A 17545-nucleotide genomic window follows, 5' to 3' on the forward strand; every position below is an offset into this window, starting at 1 on the left:
AATCGTTAATCTCCTCTGTTCAAAAATCTTACCGTTATTTGTATCATTATTTTACTTTCCAAGAATAGTTCCCCTGTTTCGTTTGATACGACCAACCATCAATTGAAGATGGTTTATTGGTAAGGAGCTCTCCCTCTACTTCTAGACGTTGCAAAACTTCTTGAAGTTCTTCTGTTTTAAAGCGGATGTAAAAATCCACAAATTTTGTTTGGTTGGTTTCGATGTTTTTCTTTGTTTGAAAATGACCAATTGGGAAACTGACTTGATCATTCTCATCAATTGTTTGAGAAATGATTTCAGCTCCATTCACTCGATCATATCCTGCAAAATCAATTTCCACATGATCCGCTTGGCTCATTTCGTCTGTCATCTTAAGCTGAAGATGAAGAACATGGTGTTCAGAGCTAAGACCATGCAGCACCCATTTCGTGCGATCCACGATCTTTCTCAGCTTATCTTTACGTATACGGTTTTCCAGCATCTGATGAAGTACTGTTTTCCAAGCTGACATTTCAGAAGGCACATGGTAGAAATAAGTTTGTTCTCCTAAAACCTTCTCAACATCTTCTTTATGCTTAGTATCGCCAAAGAAGACGGCATCCACTTGCTGTTTTCTTATTTGTTTAAATAATTCTCCATATTGAGAATAGATATGGTGCGGATTTTCCTCATAATGGGCTTCATGCACAAAGGCAGCATAATAAGTTGATTCCGGTTGATCTATTTTAAACAAGTGGCGGTCCTGGTCCCGGTCCTCTGTGATCATCAGTTTCAACCGGTCATTTTGTAATTGAATGCTGGATAGCCATTGTTGTTTTATATCCGTCTTCTTTGTGAATGTTTGAATTCCTGTTTTTTTATACCAATTAATGTGACGGACTGGATTCTTTTTTGCATCACCAGCATAGATGATCTCCATAAAAATGCTGCCATCGTCCTTGATCAATTCTTCTAAATAGAGAGCACCTGTATGAGGAACAAAGCTTTGAACTCTGCGTAAAGCTCCCTGCCAATTGTATTCTTCTCTCTTCACTAATTGCTGCTCTTCATTATATTGATCAATCATACAGATTGGGGAAGAAGGCAGTTCATATCTCGTCACCTGAATGGTCGATGTATCTGCGGGGATAACTGCTTCATTGATTGATTGAGGTACTTCACCCGCAATAAACTCCGAATAATACCTTTTACTTCCGCTCTCTGGCATAATGTAATGTTCAAATACATTCAGAATATCAATTTGAGGATGAAAGGTCTCCTCCAAGCGGCGAATACGTTCCTTCACATTTACATCGAAATTCAAAGTTAACATCGTAGTACGTTTATGTTTCTCAGCCAATGGCTCTATTCTTGCTTTTAAAGACTTCGTTAAGCCGTCTTCCTCATTTGGTACGTCACCTACAATAAAGTAGTAGTCCATGTCAGGAATTTCAACTAAAGTCATCGTTTCATTTTGTTCAGGTTGATCCAATGTATCTTCAACTTTTTTCTTCATCCAATTTTGAAACAAAGGAAGCTCTCCTTAAAAATCATGATAACTTGCCCATTGTATTTTACATGAAAAAGCACTTCTCACCAAAAGATAAGAAGTACTTTTTTTCGATCTATTAAAGTCCCGCAATTTCTTCCTTAATTTGAGTTGTCGAGATACCTTCTGTTCTCTTCAAGTAAACGACTTCGCAATGCTCTTTCAAGAAATCGAATTTACCTTCCCAGTCATCTCCCATGACAAAGACATCAATGTCATGCTCTTGTACATCGCGGACTTTTTGATCCCAGCTGTTCTCTGGAATGACTTCATCTACATAACGAATGGTTTCTAAAATCAGCTTGCGATGCTCGTAGCTATGATAAGCCTTTTTTGATTTTTGTAAATTAAACTCATCTGTAGAGATGGCCACTACTAAGTAATCTCCAAGCTGTTTTGCACGCTCTAGCAGCTTGATATGCCCCCAGTGTAATAAATCAAATGTACCGTAAGTAATAACTTTCTTCATTGCAAACATAAACTCCTTTCTTCATCCTTATTCGACTGCTTCAAGCAGTAATGTTTATCCGTAATCCTATTCTCATCGGTCATGTTTTTTCGCTCTTCGGAACCTCATTATATCACAATGCCTAAAAAACGTTAAGAAAATGTAAAGACAAACTATTTCCAATTTAATGGATGAAATAGTGAAACTGCGTCAATACAGTATTTCAACCTTTTTAGAGACTAGTTGTTTATTTAAATGTCACGAAATTTAAAGGATTGTAAAGTTATTGTTAATATTTCATGGAGCAACTGTGATAAAATGATGAGTAGGCGAAGAATGAATTTACAATGAACGTTTCATAGATAACAAAATGAAAAAGGAGGTCTGAACAATGCAAACAGAAGTGGTCTCTAACCTTTCTTATGTAAATGGTGACTTAGATGAATTTATTAGCTATATCAACCAGCATCATATTTCCCAAAGAAGAGGCGCCATGATTGCGACAGTGAACCCAGAGATCGGCTATGCTGTCATGAAGGATGATGCCTATCATCAAGTGGTTTCTTCCGCGGATTATGTACTGCCGGATGGTGTAGGCGTTGTGTTGATGTCACGCATGACGCAAAGTCCATTGAAATCAAGAATTGCAGGTTTTGATGTGTTCATGTCTATGCTTGATCTCGCAAACAAGCAATCTAAAAGTATCTTTTTATATGGTGCGAAAAAAGAAGTGCTTGAGGCTGTCAAACAGCGAATTGATACGGAATATCCGAATGTGGTGATTGCAGGCAGCTGTGATGGTTATCAAGCGGATAAACGGTTTGTGGCAAAACAAATTGCTCGTTCAAAAGCAGATATGGTGTTTGTTGCTTTAGGTTATCCAAACCAAGAGAACTTTATTTATGAATACCGTCATTTGTTCCCGCAAGCTGTTTGCATCGGTTTAGGCGGAAGCTTTGATGTATTTAGCGGAACGGTGAAGCGTGCACCACGCTGGATGATTAAAACAAATACGGAATGGCTGTACAGACTCATTGTCAATCCGTGGAGATGGAAACGAATGCTGAATATCCCAAAGTACGCTTTTGCCGTATTAAAAGAAAACAAAGGGAAAAAGCGCTACTATCCTGAGCAAGTAAAAGATCAGACGAAGCAGCTGTGAGAGACTGATACATGATGAATATACGCTCAATGATCATCTCATGCTATGCAGCTTTTGTTTCTTTTGCTGGATGGCTCATGAGCGGCGTGAAACCTCGTGACAATCAGGTGACGCTGCTTGTTTCATTCCAAGAGAATGCAGCTGCTCTCATTGATACTTATCAAAAACAGGCGAATATGACAATGAAGCTCACTGTCCTCTATACGAAGCATGCTTCCGTGATAGAAAAGGACGTGCCTCATGTGTCATTTCGCTATTTTCATGAAAAAAATCCCATCCATCTCATTCAATGTATCTATACGATGCTAAAAAGCAAAGTCGTCGTCACAGATAATTATTTTCTGATGACAAGTGTGCTAAGAAATAGACCTTCTACTACTTGTATTCAAGTGTGGCACGCCAATGGTGCTTTGAAAAAGTTCGGTCTTGAAGATGCTTCAAACCATCACCGTAGTTCTCGTGATCTGCAGCGTTTCAAGCGGGTCTATGCGTCTTTCGATTATATCGTTACTGGCTCAGATCACATGCGCGAGATTTTCAAAACTTCATTTGGCGTCAACGACGATCGTTTTTTGCCAACAGGTGTACCCTTCACAGATGCGTACTATGATGAGCGCCCTATTTCCTTTCAGACGGATATTTTTCCAAAAGGCAAAAAAGTGCTGCTGTATGCGCCGACCTACCGGGACTTTGCAATGGACGGTCTTGTCTTACCTTTTTCTAAAGTACAATTGCAGAGTGAGCTGAATGGCGACTATATTCTGCTCGTCAAACTTCATCCTGCGGTGAAACATTTAGCCAAAGCAGAAACAGATGGTGAGTGGATCTTTGATGTGTCCGATCAGCCGCTCTATCCATTACTCTCTGTATGCGATGTCCTGATTACAGATTATTCGTCCATTGTGTTTGAATATGCGCTGCTCCAAAAGCCTGTTTTGTTCTTCACTTACGATCTAGAGACTTATCGCACAAAACGCGGCTTAGTCGAACGTTATGAAGACATCATTCCAGGAAAGGCTTGCGTCACTCAAGATATGCTCTTAACGGAGCTTAAGCAGCTAAACGAATCAGCCAATCAAGACTTATTGAAAACCTTTGCTGAGGAATGGAACCAATATTCAAAAGGGAAATCAAGTCAGCAGCTTCTTTCCTTTATTGAACATCAGCTCCTACACAAAAAACGTCCGGCTTCTCATTAAGAAGCACGGACGTTTTTTTATTTGTTATACACGGGGATATCATAATACAGCGTATAGTTATCAAGTAAGTTATACAAACTATACATACGAGTGACCTGTTTAGAAGCCCAGCCAATATCTGTTGCATATTGGTGAGTGGCTGTCGCAGACCAGCGCATTTTGTAAATGGTATCTTGTTTGTACGTGGCATTATTGATGTAGCTGTTGCCAATGAATTTTGCCCCGCCAATAATGGCTGCCTCTGGTGTGAACCATTGCTGTTCATACGCATACTTTGCACCGAGGTAATTCGGGTTACTGTCATATGCACCAATGCCATACATGTTGTACACGATTCTATCATTAAACTTCGTACCGTTCGCTAAAATGGAACTGCCGTTGCCTGTTTCAAGCAATGCATGTGAAATCAGATAGATTTCGTTAATATGATACGTTTTTGCTGCTGTGATAAAGGCTTGTCCTTTTCCGGCAAGAATCCCTTTCCCTGCTAAAATCTTCGTATTCACTTCAGTTGGATTGAGATTTGCAGCTTCAGAGAGTTTGAGAAATTGAAAATAAGATTGAGTGCCCTCCGCGATATTCGCTGGATCTACATATTTTAATACTTCTGCTGAACTCGCATTTCTCCAGCCGAGGCTGATCTTGATCCAGTTGCCTTCTTTTCCAAGCTGCTTCACTTTTGTCCCTTTGTTCAGCTGTGCGACGATGTTGCTAGCCGAACTTGAATCAGGTGTAGAACGTACATTTAGCCCGTCTGTTTTCACTGTGGACGTCACTGGGTCTACATATGTCGCATAGACGTAGGCTGCACCATCTGTCTGCGGCGACACCTTCATTTGTTTGTTTACCATCTCATTGACTGTGAGGTTATAATTCGTCTGCATCACCATTGGACCATTTTTGATTTTGGTCGCAGTGGCTGTCCAGCCGTATTGGCTTTTCACAAAAGCAATGGCCGCATTCGCATTTGGTAACCCTGTAAACTGCTGTGTGATGTTGATTTTATATGTCGGTTTTGTCGTTGTTGTATAAGCAGCTGGTTCATTTCGTTTTTTGAAGAATGTCATGCCTTGGTCTCTTAAGGCAGCAGTCGAAATGACCCCTGTTTTGATCTGATATTGACCATAATCAGTTGCTCCCGTTTTTTGAGCGGCTGCTTTCATTTTTTGTTTGGTTAAATAACTTAAGGCTTGATTCAGCTTTGTCTGATTCACAGTTGCCTCTGTCGTAATACGGTATTGCTTAACAGCTTCTGTTAATGTTTTTGTACTGCTGGCAACTCCATTTTTTTTCATGATCTCTTGTGCCTGCTTCACTTTGCTTTGATCATATACAGGAGCTGTCATTAGGCTGTATGCTTTACTGACGGCTTGTCCCTTGCCTGTTGTGATGTTGCTTGTCACCTTTTGTGCTTTTAAGTATGCAGCACCTTTATTTACTTTTGTTTGATCTGTTGCTTGATTCACAACAAGTCGATACGTGCTGTCAGACGCTTTGCCTGTTTTTTTCGTTGTGGCGGATACTTTTTTCTTTTGGAAAAATGCCGTTGCTTTTTTTGCTTGATCATCGCCCAAAAGATTCCCAGTCACTACTTGATATGGCTGTGTAGAGGAGATCTTTTTAGACGTATAGCGCCATTTCTTTTTCTTGAAAAAAGCAACTGTTTTTGCGTAAGTTGTGTCATTTAATTGATTGAGCTTTACGATATAATTTTTCGTTTTCCCTACTCGCTGCACAGTACCTGACGCACCAGCTTGTTTTTTGATCTGAGCCGCCGCTGAGGCTGCTTGCTTACTGTCTTTGAAATAGCCTGATTCCATGCTATATACATTTTTAACAGCTCCAGCCTTCTGAATCTTTCCGCTGATTTTCGCTTCTTTTTGCAGCTGGGTCAGAAGGGTTTGCGCTTTAGACTGATTCGTTTGTGCAGCAGATGTGACGATGTAATACGGTTTGCCTGCTGCTACCGTTTGGAGTACTGCTTTTAAACCAGATTCCTTTTGAAAACCTTGCAGGATGGTATTTGCCTTACTCTGTCCGACAATATTGCCTGAGATCAGCTGATACACGGTGCCAGCTTTGTTTTCGGTTTGATATGTACTAGTGACTCCGGCCTGTTTTTGTAGTTCGGTTTGAATATTTTTGACTTTCGTTTCAGAATCAATGGCACCTGATATGACCTGATATGATGGTCTGCTTTGATTGATAGCTTCATACGTGCTATTGAGTCCTGATGTTTTCGTCAGCTCGAGCGTCAGTTTTTTCGCCTGACTTTCATCGTTGATTGGATCAGATACGATTTTCTGTAAAGGAAGGCGGTCACCTACTGGAGACACCGTACCGCTCATGCCTAACTCTTTTTTTAATGCAGCGGCACTTGCACTCGCTGCTGCTTGTGAGTCATATCCTGAGGCAGTTAGTTGATAAGTCGATGTATTTCCTGAGGTTTGATAAGTGGCTGTCCACTTTTTGTCCTTTTTCAACGTGTCAACCGCTTTTTTGACTTCTGCTTCTGTTGTAAATACTTTTGAGGTGCTAATCGTATAAATGGATTGATCGACATAGGAGGCTGCTTGCACTTCTTTGCCCGTGTGTAATGTCATACCAAAGGCAGCTGCGAGTAACATAATCTTGATGGTTTTTTTCACGTTCCCTGTCCCTCTCTTAACTTTGCATATTAGTCTACTAATCTCTTTATCGACAAAAACAAGTCTCTTTCAAGTCTTTTATGCAATAGAAAAATAGAGGACTCCCTCGAAGTCCTCTTTACCTTTAAATATGTGACACAATCAGTTCACAAGATCCTTCAATGGTGAAGTTCCCTGTTTCAGCCGGCAGGATAAAATGGGCTCCTTTTGGCAGCGGATATGTATGTCCATTATGCTCTAAGGACCCTTCCCCATTAATAACGCTGCACAGCAAAAACGGATAATCTTGCGATAGCTCTACTTTTTGATCAATTTCCCATTTATACACAGAGAAATATTCTGCTTCTACAAATGTTCTAATGGTCATCCCTGGACGAGTTTCTACTGATTCATCTGCATAACCGTCTACATGAGGAACCGTTGTGACATCAATGGCCTGCGTGAAGTGAAGTTCACGTTCATGGCCATTTTGGTCTTTTCGTTCATAATCATACACCCGATAGGTCGTATCTGAACTTTGCTGCGTTTCGAGAACCAGTGTGCCTTCACAAAGCGCATGAATGGTACCGCTTGGCACATAATAAAAATCGCCCGGCTTAATTTTCACTCGCCGCAAAAGGCCTTCCCAATCTCCGCTGTTCATCATGGTCACAAGCTCAGTTCTCGTCCGTGCATTATGACCATAGATCATTTCTGCGCCTTCTTTGCAGTCAATGATATACCAGCACTCTGTTTTCCCAAGCTCACCATTTTCATGTCTTTCCGCATAATCATCATCTGGATGAACTTGAACGGATAAGTCTTGGTTTGCATCTAAAATTTTGGTTAAGAGCGGGAAGCGATCGCCTTCTATTCCCCCAAACAATTCTCTGTGATTGTTCCATAGTTCGATCAGCGTTTTCCCTTTATATGGACCGTCTTGCACGACACTTGGTCCGTTTGGATGAGCAGAAATTGCCCAGCATTCTCCCGTTTGATCAGAAGGAATATCATAGCCAAATTGATCCCTTAAGGCTGTACCTCCCCATATTCTCTCCTTCAATTCAGGCAGTAAAAAAATTGGTGACTGCTTCATTCAGGATGACTCCTCCCTTTGCTACCCTTTGATAATCCTTGCCTAGCATGATGAAAACTAGCAAGTCTCAACTTTTATTATGACGCTATCTAAAGAGAAGTCAATCCTTTCAGTACACCGAATGAAAACGATAACAAGAAAATCAATTTACCCTTTGACAGAGCCTGCAAGAAGCCCTTTCACAAAGTATTTTCCGAGTAGAATATAGACCAAAAGTGTCGGCAGCGCAGCCAAGATGGCACCTGCCATTTGAACATTCCATTGCACAATTTGACTGCCTGATAAATTTTGCAACGCAACCATGACCGGCTGATTCTCTGCCGTGGTCATAGTAACCGCAAATAGAAACTCATTCCACACATTTGTGAACTGCCAAATGGCAACCACGACAAACCCTGTGATGGAAAGCGGCAGAATCATATGTCTGAAGATCCCGATAAATCCGGCCCCATCCATCTTCGCTGATTCAATCATTTCATCAGGAATGCTCACATAAAAATTGCGAAACATGAGTGTTGTGATTGGCAGGCCATATACGACATGGACAAGCACAAGTCCCGGAATGGAGTTATACAAGCCGATTTCACGTAAAAATTGAATAAGTGGAATGAGGATACTTTGGTATGGAATAAACATACCGAACAACATGAAGGTAAACACCACTTCTGATCCTTTAAAGCGCCATTTAGACAGCACATAGCCATTCATCGCACCTAATACAGCTGACAATAAGGTAGCAGGAATGACTAGATAAAGAGAATTCATTAAATTGGGTGATAACTTTTCAAAAGCGATTTTGTAGCTTGAGAAATCAAGTGTAGATGGAAGCGACCACATTCGCTCAAGGGTAACTTCACCTAATGGCTTTAAGCTTGTGACGATCATGACATAAACAGGCATGAGAAAAAACAAACTGCACAGTATTAATAAAGCATAAAGAACTGGGCGGACAAATCCTCTTGCGGTCATGATGAAGCCCCCTTCCGGCTAGACAGGAGATACGGCACGATAAAGACCGCAACAGAAATCAGCATGACGATCGCAATGGCGGCACCACCTGCATAATGGTTTCCTCTAAAGGTCATTTCAAACATATAAACACCTGGCACATCGGTGACAAAGTTTGCACCTGGTCCTGTCATTGAGTAAATCAAATCGAAGATCTTTAAAGAAATATGTGCCATGATAATGACGACGCTCGCTGTGATTGGTTTTAACAGCGGGAAAATGATTTTCCAGTAGATTTGCCACTCGGTTGCGCCATCCATTCTAGCAGCCTCTCTCACTTCCTCTGGAATGCCTCTAAGACCAGCCAAATACATCGCAAGTGAGAACCCTGTCATCTGCCACACAGCAGCAATGACAACTGCAATCATTGCTGCCGGTACACCAAACTCAATTTTTCCCCAGACAAATCCAGCTAAAATGTTCGTATCCGTGTACCACTTGGGCTGGATGCCGAGTGTTTTTAAAAACAGATTCACCCCAGTAGATGGATTTAGGATCCATTGCCACACAACACCTGTGACAACAAAGGAAAGGGCCATCGGAAAGAAAAAGAGATTCCGAAAAAGTGATTCCCCCTTGATCTTCTGGTCTAGTAAAATGGCCAGTACAAGCCCAGAAGCAATGACTGCTCCAATAAAGAATAATGTAAAAAAGACCGTGTTTCGAAGATCTGACTGAAAGCGAAAATCTTGAAACAGCATGACATAATTTTTCATACCTGCGAAAGAAAAATCAGGAACAAGCGAGGTCCAGTTCGATAATGAAACATATCCTGTCCAGCCAATAAAGCCGTAAACAAAAATGAATAATAAAACAGCTGACGGTGTTAAAAATAGCAGGGCAAGCAGCTGGTCTCCATTCCATTTTTTCCGAACACGTTTCACTTTTGCTGCTGGTGTTTTTGTGATCGGCGATGTGTCCATGCGCATGAAGCTACACTCCTTTTTTAAAAAAGAGGCGGTGCCTAACGGCCGCCTCTTTCATCTTTATTTCATTGAATCTTTTAAAGAAGAAACGAACTGGCTGCTGTCTTTTTGTGTCACGAAAATATTGACGGCTTGGTTCGCCTTCGTGACAAAACCTTCTTCAGCAGCTGAGCCATGCGCAAGAGACGGTGCCAGCTTTGACTCTTTAAACGCCTTCATGGCCGATTTTCCGTATTCATCATATTTTGATACGTCTGCATCCACACGTGCCGGTATTGACCCTTTCAACGGATTAAACGCATCCTGTCCTTCCACAGATCCTAAGACAGATAAGAATTTTTTCACGTTTTCTGGCTGTTTGACACCCTTCGGCAGTCCGAATGTATCCGTGATGACCATAAAGCTGCCCTCCGTACCAGGAGTAGCCACGTATCCAAAGTCTTTATTCACCTTCAAATCTAGATCATTTACAAAATATCCTTTTGCCCAATCGCCCATGACATTCATTGCAGCTTCCCCTTTTGCCACGAGCTGTGAGGCATCCTGCCAGTTACGCGAGCTATGATCGTCGTTGACGTATTCGAGCATACGTCCAAAGATGTCTGCCGCTTCCTTCACTTTTGCGTCATCCATTTTTAAATCGCCCGCCCAAAGTTTTTGATAGTCATCTGCACCTAGTACACCTAGAAGAACGCTCTCAAACAAATGAGTCGCTGCCCAAGGTTCTTTATCCCCAAGCGCAAGTGGTGTAATCCCTTTTTTCTTTAAGGCATCGGCTGTTTTGAAAAATTCATCAAACGTCGTTGGCGGCTCTAAGCCCTGATCTTCAAATACTTTTTTGTTATACCAAAGCACATTGCCTCTGTGAATATTCACTGGAACGGAATAGATTTTCCCGTCTTTGCTCACAAGGTCAATCAGTGATTCTGGAAATTTATCCTTCCAGCCTTCTTTCTCATAAAGGTCATCCAGCGGCTCCATTTTACCTGCGGCTACCCAGCTCTCATTCAGCTCTGCTCCCCCGTGTACTTGGAAAGTAGCTGGCGGATCATCTCCTTGCATCCGGCTTGTTAGAACAGCCTTTGCATTCGTACCAGCGCCACCAGCGACAGCTGCATTTTCAATTGGAATGTCTTTATTTTTCTCTTCAAACAATTGAATGAGTGCCTTCAGTCCGTCTTCCTCACCTGCACCAGTCCACCAAGAGAAAATTTCTAGTTTCTCCGCTCCGCCCTCTTTTTTTGCATCTGAGTTCGTCGATGAACTGCAAGCAGAGACGACCAGCATACAGAGTGCCAATAAAGTAAAGCCTAATTTAAACTTCATCATGGATCCCCCATCCCTATTTTGTAAGCGTTATCAAAATAAGTATACTGGCAGATCCTTGCCTTTTTTCAGGCAAACTTCTTCACTTTTTTATGAAATTCTTCATTTTTTTACGACCTGCTTTCGATATTCCTTTGGTGAACAGCCAACCATTTTTTTAAACACACGACTGACGTAATTCGGATCAGTATATCCTGCTTGATAGGTGATTTCTTTTAAACTAAGCGAACTCTCTTTCAGTAGCTTCTTCATTTTATCCATCCTACAGGTCGTCACATATTCTTTAAACGTCAGACCTGTCTCATCCTTAAAGCGTTTGGTGAAATACGTCGGGCTTAAATCAACATAGGCGGCCGTTTGCTCCAGCGTGATATGTTCGCAAAAATGTGTTTGAATGTATCGTTTCGCCCGTTCTATATCATTCACCGTCTGGGTTCTTGCTTCATACAGATCAAATAAATGTTCACAGCATTGGCGGCATTCTGTTTCTGTGGTGATAGCTAGAATCGGCACATCTGCACGAAGTCGTGATTTGAGTAAAATGAGCAGCTCTTTCACATGAGAAATGGTTGCCCCTTCTAATTGGAAGGCATCATAGTAAGCAAGAGCATCATCTCTTCTCCCTTCTTCTAGTGCCAGCATCATGTCATCGGCAAGCTCAGGCAAGTTGATCAATACGTAAGATTGTCTATCTGTATAGTAAAAGCCATAACGAACCGCACCGTCATCTTTTTTTCGCTGATAATAGGAAAGCTTCGCTTCTGCCGCACTTTTCTGAAGTTGAAGTGGATTTGAGACAGGATGACCCATGCCAACAATGACAGGGGAATGCTGCTCGCTTGTCATGGCAGCGCGAATGGCTTGCAGTACATTCGCCTTTAGATGACCAGGTGATTGACGGCTGTAAATCAAGCATGTAAACAGCTCACCGCTCACTTTGATAGGCACTGCTTGAAAAAGAGCAGACTCCTGCAATTGATTCATGAGTTGATCCCCGCCTGTCCGCTGAACAGCGATCACTAGACCTGCTTGAAAATCCTGAAACAGCCGCTCAAACGCTGTGGAGGAATAAGATTGACCGTTCAACACATGAGCTTCCAGCCATTTTGACTGCTGATTGACTTTCTCCGCCTGCCGCAGGGAGACCTCCTGCTGAATTTCTGCCGCAACAGAACGAATCGCTGTAATGGTTTCGTCTTTATCAGCTGGTTTGACAAGGTATTGTTTGACCCCTTCCTGCATGGCTTGCTTGGCATAATCAAACGTATCGTAGGCTGTCAGCATAATAAATTTAGTATGAGGACAGCTTGCCTTGATCTGTTTGATCGCTGTGAGTCCATCCATGCCTGGCATCTGAATATCCATGAGCACAAGGTCCATTGGCTTAGACCGCGCCAATTCCACCGCCTTTTTTCCATTCGCAGCTTCCCCTGCAATATGACAGTCTGGCAGCCATTCGGTCATGAACTTACGCATCGCCATTCGTTCAATTTTTTCATCATCCACAATCAGCACGTTCAGCATGCTCGTTCCTCCTTGATTGGTATTGTCAATTGAATGGTGGTCCCTTCGTTTGGCTTTGAATCAATTTGAAGGGCATCCTGCACTCCGTAAAACAAACGCAGCCTCGACATCACATTTCGAAGACCAATTCCTGTCGAGTGACCTTTACTACGTGTGTCTGGATGATCTTCTTCCTCTTGCGATAGCAATCTCTTTTTCTCTTGATCACTGATGCCAAGTCCATTATCCCGAATCCGAATCATGACAAAGCCATCATCTCGATCAATAGAGAGCTCTACAAGCCCCCCCTCCTCTTTTGGTTCTACCCCATGAATAAAGGCATTTTCGACAAGCGGCTGCAATGTAAGGCTCGGAATGTGAACAGATAGACACGACTCATCTATGGTCGTTTTGCATGTAATACGATCGGAAAATCTTGTTTCTTGTATATGAAAATATTCTTTTACCACTTTCACTTCTTGTTCTAACGTAACAGATGCGCTGAGAGGAGATAGCGAATACCGCATCAGCGTAGAAACGGATTGTATCAATCTCGATGTCGCATCAGCTGATTCTAAGTACGCCATACGTGAAACGATGTTTAATGTATTAAATAAAAAATGTGGATTCATTTGATTTTGCAGTGTTTTCAGCTTCATGTCTTTAATTTTCTGATCTAAAGCGGCCTTTTGTTTCATCTCTTCAATCATGACCTTCATCTCTCGCCGCATTCGCTCAAAGGCATGATTTAACACAGAGATTTCGTCCTTAGATGACACATGCAAATTCGGACCATCAAAATTTCCTTCTGATACTTCTTTGGCACTTCGAGACAGATGAACGATCGGTCTTGAAATTCCGCCCGCAATGATATAGGCCATCCATAAAGCGATGCCTATCGATAATGTAAACAGACATAGAGTAAAAAGCGCATACGTTTGATGTCTTTTTTGAAGGGATTGGTAGAGTACTTGATACTCAGATAATTCATCATCCAAAAGAGTCATTGTCTGCTCTTGTATATAAGAGGACACGGTTCTTACTTCTTTCACACTTGCAGCATATTCTTTGATTTTCCCTTCTTTGACATGATTCATTGTGGCATCACTTTCGTTTATGAGCGTCCGCATCATATATTGATATTTTTCAATGGAGGGGATGGCGGCATGAAGCCCTGCATCTTTGAGCAATGCTTGGTCATATGATGTCATTTTCTGTTTTGATTCAGCATACCCCTTGGCAAACGCCTGATCCTTTTCGATGGCAAAGGCGTTGACCTTTTCATACATCGTTTTTGCCTCTGTCGAAATATCATTCAGCAGGAGAAAGGAACGAAAGCTTTTGCTATATTCTGATGTGATTTTTGAACTGCTCCAATACACAAAAAAAGCGGCCACATTACCAAGGAGCACGAGAATTAAAAATGCCAATAATAATTTACTTCGTATTTTTCTCATGGCTGAACCCCCTGTGGTCTTTCTGTTTGATGAAGGGGCAGGTCTCCTCGCCGAATCACACTCGTCCCTGTGTACTGCAGCGGTTCTTGTTTATCCCCTTGCTGCAAACGAACAAGAGATTCAACCGCTTGATAGCCCATTTCATAAGGGTGCTGTACAACCACTGCATCAATTTTCCCATCATCCAGCGCTTGAATCGTATCAGGCAGAGTATCAAATGCGAGCACATAAACATCTTTAGACGAATGATATTGCTCTGTTGCTTGAATAATGCCGACACCGTCTAATGCGCTTGTTCCATAAAATGCGGTGAGCTGCGTATGATCATTTAACAATTTATACGCAGCACCGGAAGCACCTGATTTCGTAATCGCCGACTCTTCTATTCCAGCAATATGAATGCGTTTTTCACCAGAAACGGCATCTCGAAACCCCTTCACGCGAAGCTTCTGGTGAATCGCATCAAGCCGTCCCGTCACAATGCCCACATACTGTTCGCCTTTTGTATCGGCGATGAGTGCCTGTCCGGCGATAAAGCCAGAATAATAGTTATCTGTTCCAACATACACTTGACGCTTGCTCCCCTCTGCATCGGTATCGACTGTGACAACATCTATACCTTTCTCTCTTGCTTTTTGAAAGAGCGGTTTGTATCTCTTTGCATCAAGCCCTTGCGTCATAATGCCATCCACATGACCAGCAATCGCCATATCAATGGTTTTCAGGTGATCATCCAAATCAGCCTGCTTTGGACCTAGGTATTCAAGATACACCCGATGAACTTCCGCCGCATCAGCAGCTCCCTTTTGCACCAATTGCCAATATTCATTATCAAGTTCCTCTGGTACAAGAACAAAGTGATATTGATAAGTTGATACCGTCTCATCGGAAGCGCTTTCAATTTTAACTAAATCTTGACCTAATACAGATAAAAAAAGAACAGATACGACACAAAATGTGAGAAATGCGCCCATTCCGAACAACTTCGACCATTTCATTCACATTCTCCTCCTTCCATTGTTGCCGCATAAAAAAAGAGCTGCTTATAAAAGCATACTCTCTCGACCTCTATAATTCCTTTGTCATAAATAAACTGTTCGGATCTTCTTGGTATGAACCAAAAGGCGGACAATATTGAAATCCAAAACTTTCATATAATTTTCTTGCCGGTTCAAAGAAAGCAATCGCACCTGTTTCAAGGCTCACTCTTTTATACCCCCGCCGCTTCGCCTCTTGGAGAAGGTGGGTCAACAGATGCTTCGCCACGCCTTTTTGCATATGGGCTGCTGCCGTCCTCATCGATTTGAGTTCACCATGTTCACTTGATAGCTCCTTGATGGCTCCGCAGCCAAGAAGCACCTCTCCATCCCTTGCACTCCACACTGTGACATCATGTTTTTTCAGATCGTCTAACGGAAGGGCATGAATGCTTTCTGGCGGTGAATGTTTTTTCATCTCTTCTAAATGAGCTTTAATCAATTGTTCAATTTGACCATCTTTTAGTTCATCTTGTTGAATGTACATATCGACCTCCTTTATGCTCATTTTACGTGAAAAGAAGCGCCTTCCCATCTTTTATGTCAGATAAACGAACAAACAACCGGCAGTCATCAGCCGGTTGTTTATGTGAACTACATGATGGTGGAAGAAAGAACAGCCTGTAATTCTTCTGCTGTACTGCTTTCAAGCTGGCTGCCGACACCTACTGCCACGGCTCCTGCTTCAAGCCACTTTGGCACATCGACTGGATGAATGCCTCCTGTTGGGATGAACTCAATCTCTGGAAACGGACCTTGCAAATTTTTCATATAGGACAAACCGAAGGAGCCGCTCGGAAAAAGCTTTAACACGCTGTATCCATTTGCTTTTGCCTGCATAATTTCACTCGGGGTCAAAACACCTGGAACGTAGAGTGTATCGTGAAAAGATAGGTGCTCTCCGATAGTAGGAAGATATCCAGGGCTAACGATGAATTGAGAGCCGGCTTCAATGGCTGATTGTGCCTGCTCAAGCGTTGTAATCGTTCCGGCTCCGACAATCAAGTCGTGGTCATGCTGGTAAGATGCAATGATTCGCTCTGCATTGGGCGTGGTATATGTCACTTCGATGGCCCGCACCCCTTTTTTCTTTAAACGACCAATCATCTCTATCCCGTCTGCTTCACTACCTGCTCTGACCACCGCAATGAGTTTACAAGCTGCGAGCTTCTCTTTAACGCTCATACTTGCTGACTTTCCCATACCTCTCATCTCCCTTCATATCGTGTCGCCTTTGATATCGTTTGGCTTCTTTTATAAATGCCTGAAGCTCCTCACGAGTCGGCAGTCCCTCGTGATCTCCTGGGGACATGACTGCAAGTGCTCCAATGGCATTGCCTCTTGCAACCGATTTTTCATATGATAATCCGTCCAGCAGACCGCTCATCACTCCCACTGCAAATCCATCACCAGCTCCGACTGTATCCACGACATGAGACACATGGAAACCATCCACTACACCTTGGCCGGATGCACTTTTGAAATAGGCTCCTTCCGCTCCCAGTTTAATGACCACAAGCTTGACACCTTTTTGTAAATAAACATCCGCAATCGCTTCCGGCTCATGACATCCTGTGAGTCTTTGACCTTCTGCAAGCCCTGGGAAAAACCAATCTACTTGAGCAGCCATCTGGTTCACCGTATGAATCATGTCTTCTTCCTCTTCCCATAGTTGAAGTCTAAGGTTCGGGTCAAAGGAAATGGTTTTTCCTGCTTCTTTCATTTCTTTAAGGGCATGAAAAGAAAACGCTCTCATTTCACTAGACACAGCAGGCGGGATTCCGGTCATATGAAGATGTCCTGCCTGATGAAAATAAGTGGACGGGAAATCGCTTGGGTTCAATGTGCTCGCAGCAGAGCCTTTTCGGTAGTACGTCACATCAGGGTCTCCATCGATGACTTTTGATTTAAGCAATATTCCTGTTTTGGCTCCATCATTTGAACGGAGTACTGCCTTCGTATCGACCCCTTCTTTTTGAAGCTCTTCTAAAATAAATGTACCAAGTGAGTCCGCCCCGACCTTGCTCATCCAGCCTACGCTAAAGCCTAATCTTGCCAAGCCGACCGCAACATTACTCTCTGCACCAGCAAGTGCTTTTTGAAACGTATTCACTTGGTGAAGCTCGCCAATTTCTTTTGCATAAAACATCGCCATTGATTCCCCAAATGTGATCACATCCAATGCTTTCACTCATTTCTCCCCTTTCTTGGTACCGGTTTCAAAACAG

At 42.5% G+C, this 17545-nt stretch carries 15 protein-coding genes; 2 read left to right on the top strand and 13 right to left on the bottom strand.

Features of this window, described 5'->3' with window-relative positions; translation table 11 throughout:
* Positions 1 to 46: 46 nt before the first annotated feature.
* Positions 47 to 1510, bottom strand: a complete 1464-nt coding sequence (locus tag MHI20_RS10620; RefSeq protein ID WP_340938109.1) for an alpha-glucosyltransferase N-terminal domain-containing protein — start codon at positions 1508 to 1510, stop codon at positions 47 to 49.
* 97 nt (positions 1511 to 1607) lie between these two features.
* On the bottom strand, positions 1608 to 1997 hold the full coding sequence (gene tagD / locus MHI20_RS10625) for a glycerol-3-phosphate cytidylyltransferase (RefSeq protein ID WP_008343212.1): 390 nt from the start codon (positions 1995 to 1997) through the stop codon (positions 1608 to 1610).
* 370 nt (positions 1998 to 2367) lie between these two features.
* Between tagD and MHI20_RS10630 the strand changes: the two genes are divergently transcribed.
* On the top strand, positions 2368 to 3138 hold the full coding sequence (locus MHI20_RS10630) for a WecB/TagA/CpsF family glycosyltransferase (protein WP_024719265.1): 771 nt from the start codon (positions 2368 to 2370) through the stop codon (positions 3136 to 3138).
* Positions 3139 to 3149: 11 nt separating this feature from the next.
* Positions 3150 to 4337: a CDP-glycerol glycerophosphotransferase family protein gene (locus tag MHI20_RS10635; protein ID WP_249855547.1), complete on the top strand. Its 1188-nt coding sequence runs from the start codon at positions 3150 to 3152 to the stop codon at positions 4335 to 4337.
* Between the two features lie 17 nt (positions 4338 to 4354).
* Here MHI20_RS10635 and MHI20_RS10640 read toward each other — a convergent pair whose 3' ends face one another.
* From MHI20_RS10640 to MHI20_RS10690, 11 genes are all read right to left on the bottom strand, one after another.
* Positions 4355 to 6985, bottom strand: coding sequence for an N-acetylglucosaminidase (locus MHI20_RS10640; RefSeq protein WP_340938116.1), 2631 nt, complete (start codon positions 6983 to 6985; stop codon positions 4355 to 4357).
* A 124-nt stretch (positions 6986 to 7109) separates the two neighbouring features.
* Positions 7110 to 8060 (bottom strand): mannose-6-phosphate isomerase, class I, encoded by a 951-nt coding sequence (gene manA / locus MHI20_RS10645; RefSeq protein WP_060781489.1) that lies wholly within the window; start codon positions 8058 to 8060, stop codon positions 7110 to 7112.
* A 147-nt stretch (positions 8061 to 8207) separates the two neighbouring features.
* Complete coding sequence (locus MHI20_RS10650) at positions 8208 to 9029, bottom strand: carbohydrate ABC transporter permease (protein WP_039165373.1); 822 nt, start codon at positions 9027 to 9029, stop codon at positions 8208 to 8210.
* On the bottom strand, positions 9026 to 9997 hold the full coding sequence (locus MHI20_RS10655; protein WP_251210510.1) for a carbohydrate ABC transporter permease: 972 nt from the start codon (positions 9995 to 9997) through the stop codon (positions 9026 to 9028). The genes MHI20_RS10650 and MHI20_RS10655 overlap by 4 nt, the downstream gene beginning before the upstream one ends.
* Positions 9998 to 10054: 57 nt before the next feature.
* Complete coding sequence (locus MHI20_RS10660) at positions 10055 to 11323, bottom strand: ABC transporter substrate-binding protein (protein ID WP_035389707.1); 1269 nt, start codon at positions 11321 to 11323, stop codon at positions 10055 to 10057.
* A 99-nt stretch (positions 11324 to 11422) separates the two neighbouring features.
* Complete coding sequence (locus MHI20_RS10665; RefSeq protein ID WP_282900721.1) at positions 11423 to 12844, bottom strand: response regulator transcription factor; 1422 nt, start codon at positions 12842 to 12844, stop codon at positions 11423 to 11425.
* Entirely contained in the window at positions 12838 to 14280 is a 1443-nt protein-coding gene (locus tag MHI20_RS10670; RefSeq protein WP_007499898.1) for a sensor histidine kinase, read from the bottom strand. Before MHI20_RS10670 ends, MHI20_RS10665 begins: the two co-directional genes overlap by 7 nt.
* Positions 14277 to 15278: a sugar-binding protein gene (locus MHI20_RS10675; protein WP_072367381.1), complete on the bottom strand. Its 1002-nt coding sequence runs from the start codon at positions 15276 to 15278 to the stop codon at positions 14277 to 14279. Before MHI20_RS10675 ends, MHI20_RS10670 begins: the two co-directional genes overlap by 4 nt.
* A 70-nt stretch (positions 15279 to 15348) precedes the next feature.
* Entirely contained in the window at positions 15349 to 15804 is a 456-nt protein-coding gene (locus MHI20_RS10680) for a GNAT family N-acetyltransferase (protein WP_259253560.1), read from the bottom strand.
* Positions 15805 to 15911: 107 nt separating this feature from the next.
* Positions 15912 to 16520: a bifunctional 4-hydroxy-2-oxoglutarate aldolase/2-dehydro-3-deoxy-phosphogluconate aldolase gene (locus MHI20_RS10685; RefSeq protein ID WP_096881944.1), complete on the bottom strand. Its 609-nt coding sequence runs from the start codon at positions 16518 to 16520 to the stop codon at positions 15912 to 15914.
* Positions 16492 to 17508 (bottom strand): sugar kinase, encoded by a 1017-nt coding sequence (locus tag MHI20_RS10690; protein ID WP_259253562.1) that lies wholly within the window; start codon positions 17506 to 17508, stop codon positions 16492 to 16494. The genes MHI20_RS10685 and MHI20_RS10690 overlap by 29 nt, the downstream gene beginning before the upstream one ends.
* Positions 17509 to 17545 lie beyond the last annotated feature (37 nt).

The sequence above is a fragment of the Bacillus sp. FSL K6-1106 genome (assembly GCF_038005245.1).
Taxonomy (GTDB): domain Bacteria; phylum Bacillota; class Bacilli; order Bacillales; family Bacillaceae; genus Bacillus; species Bacillus altitudinis.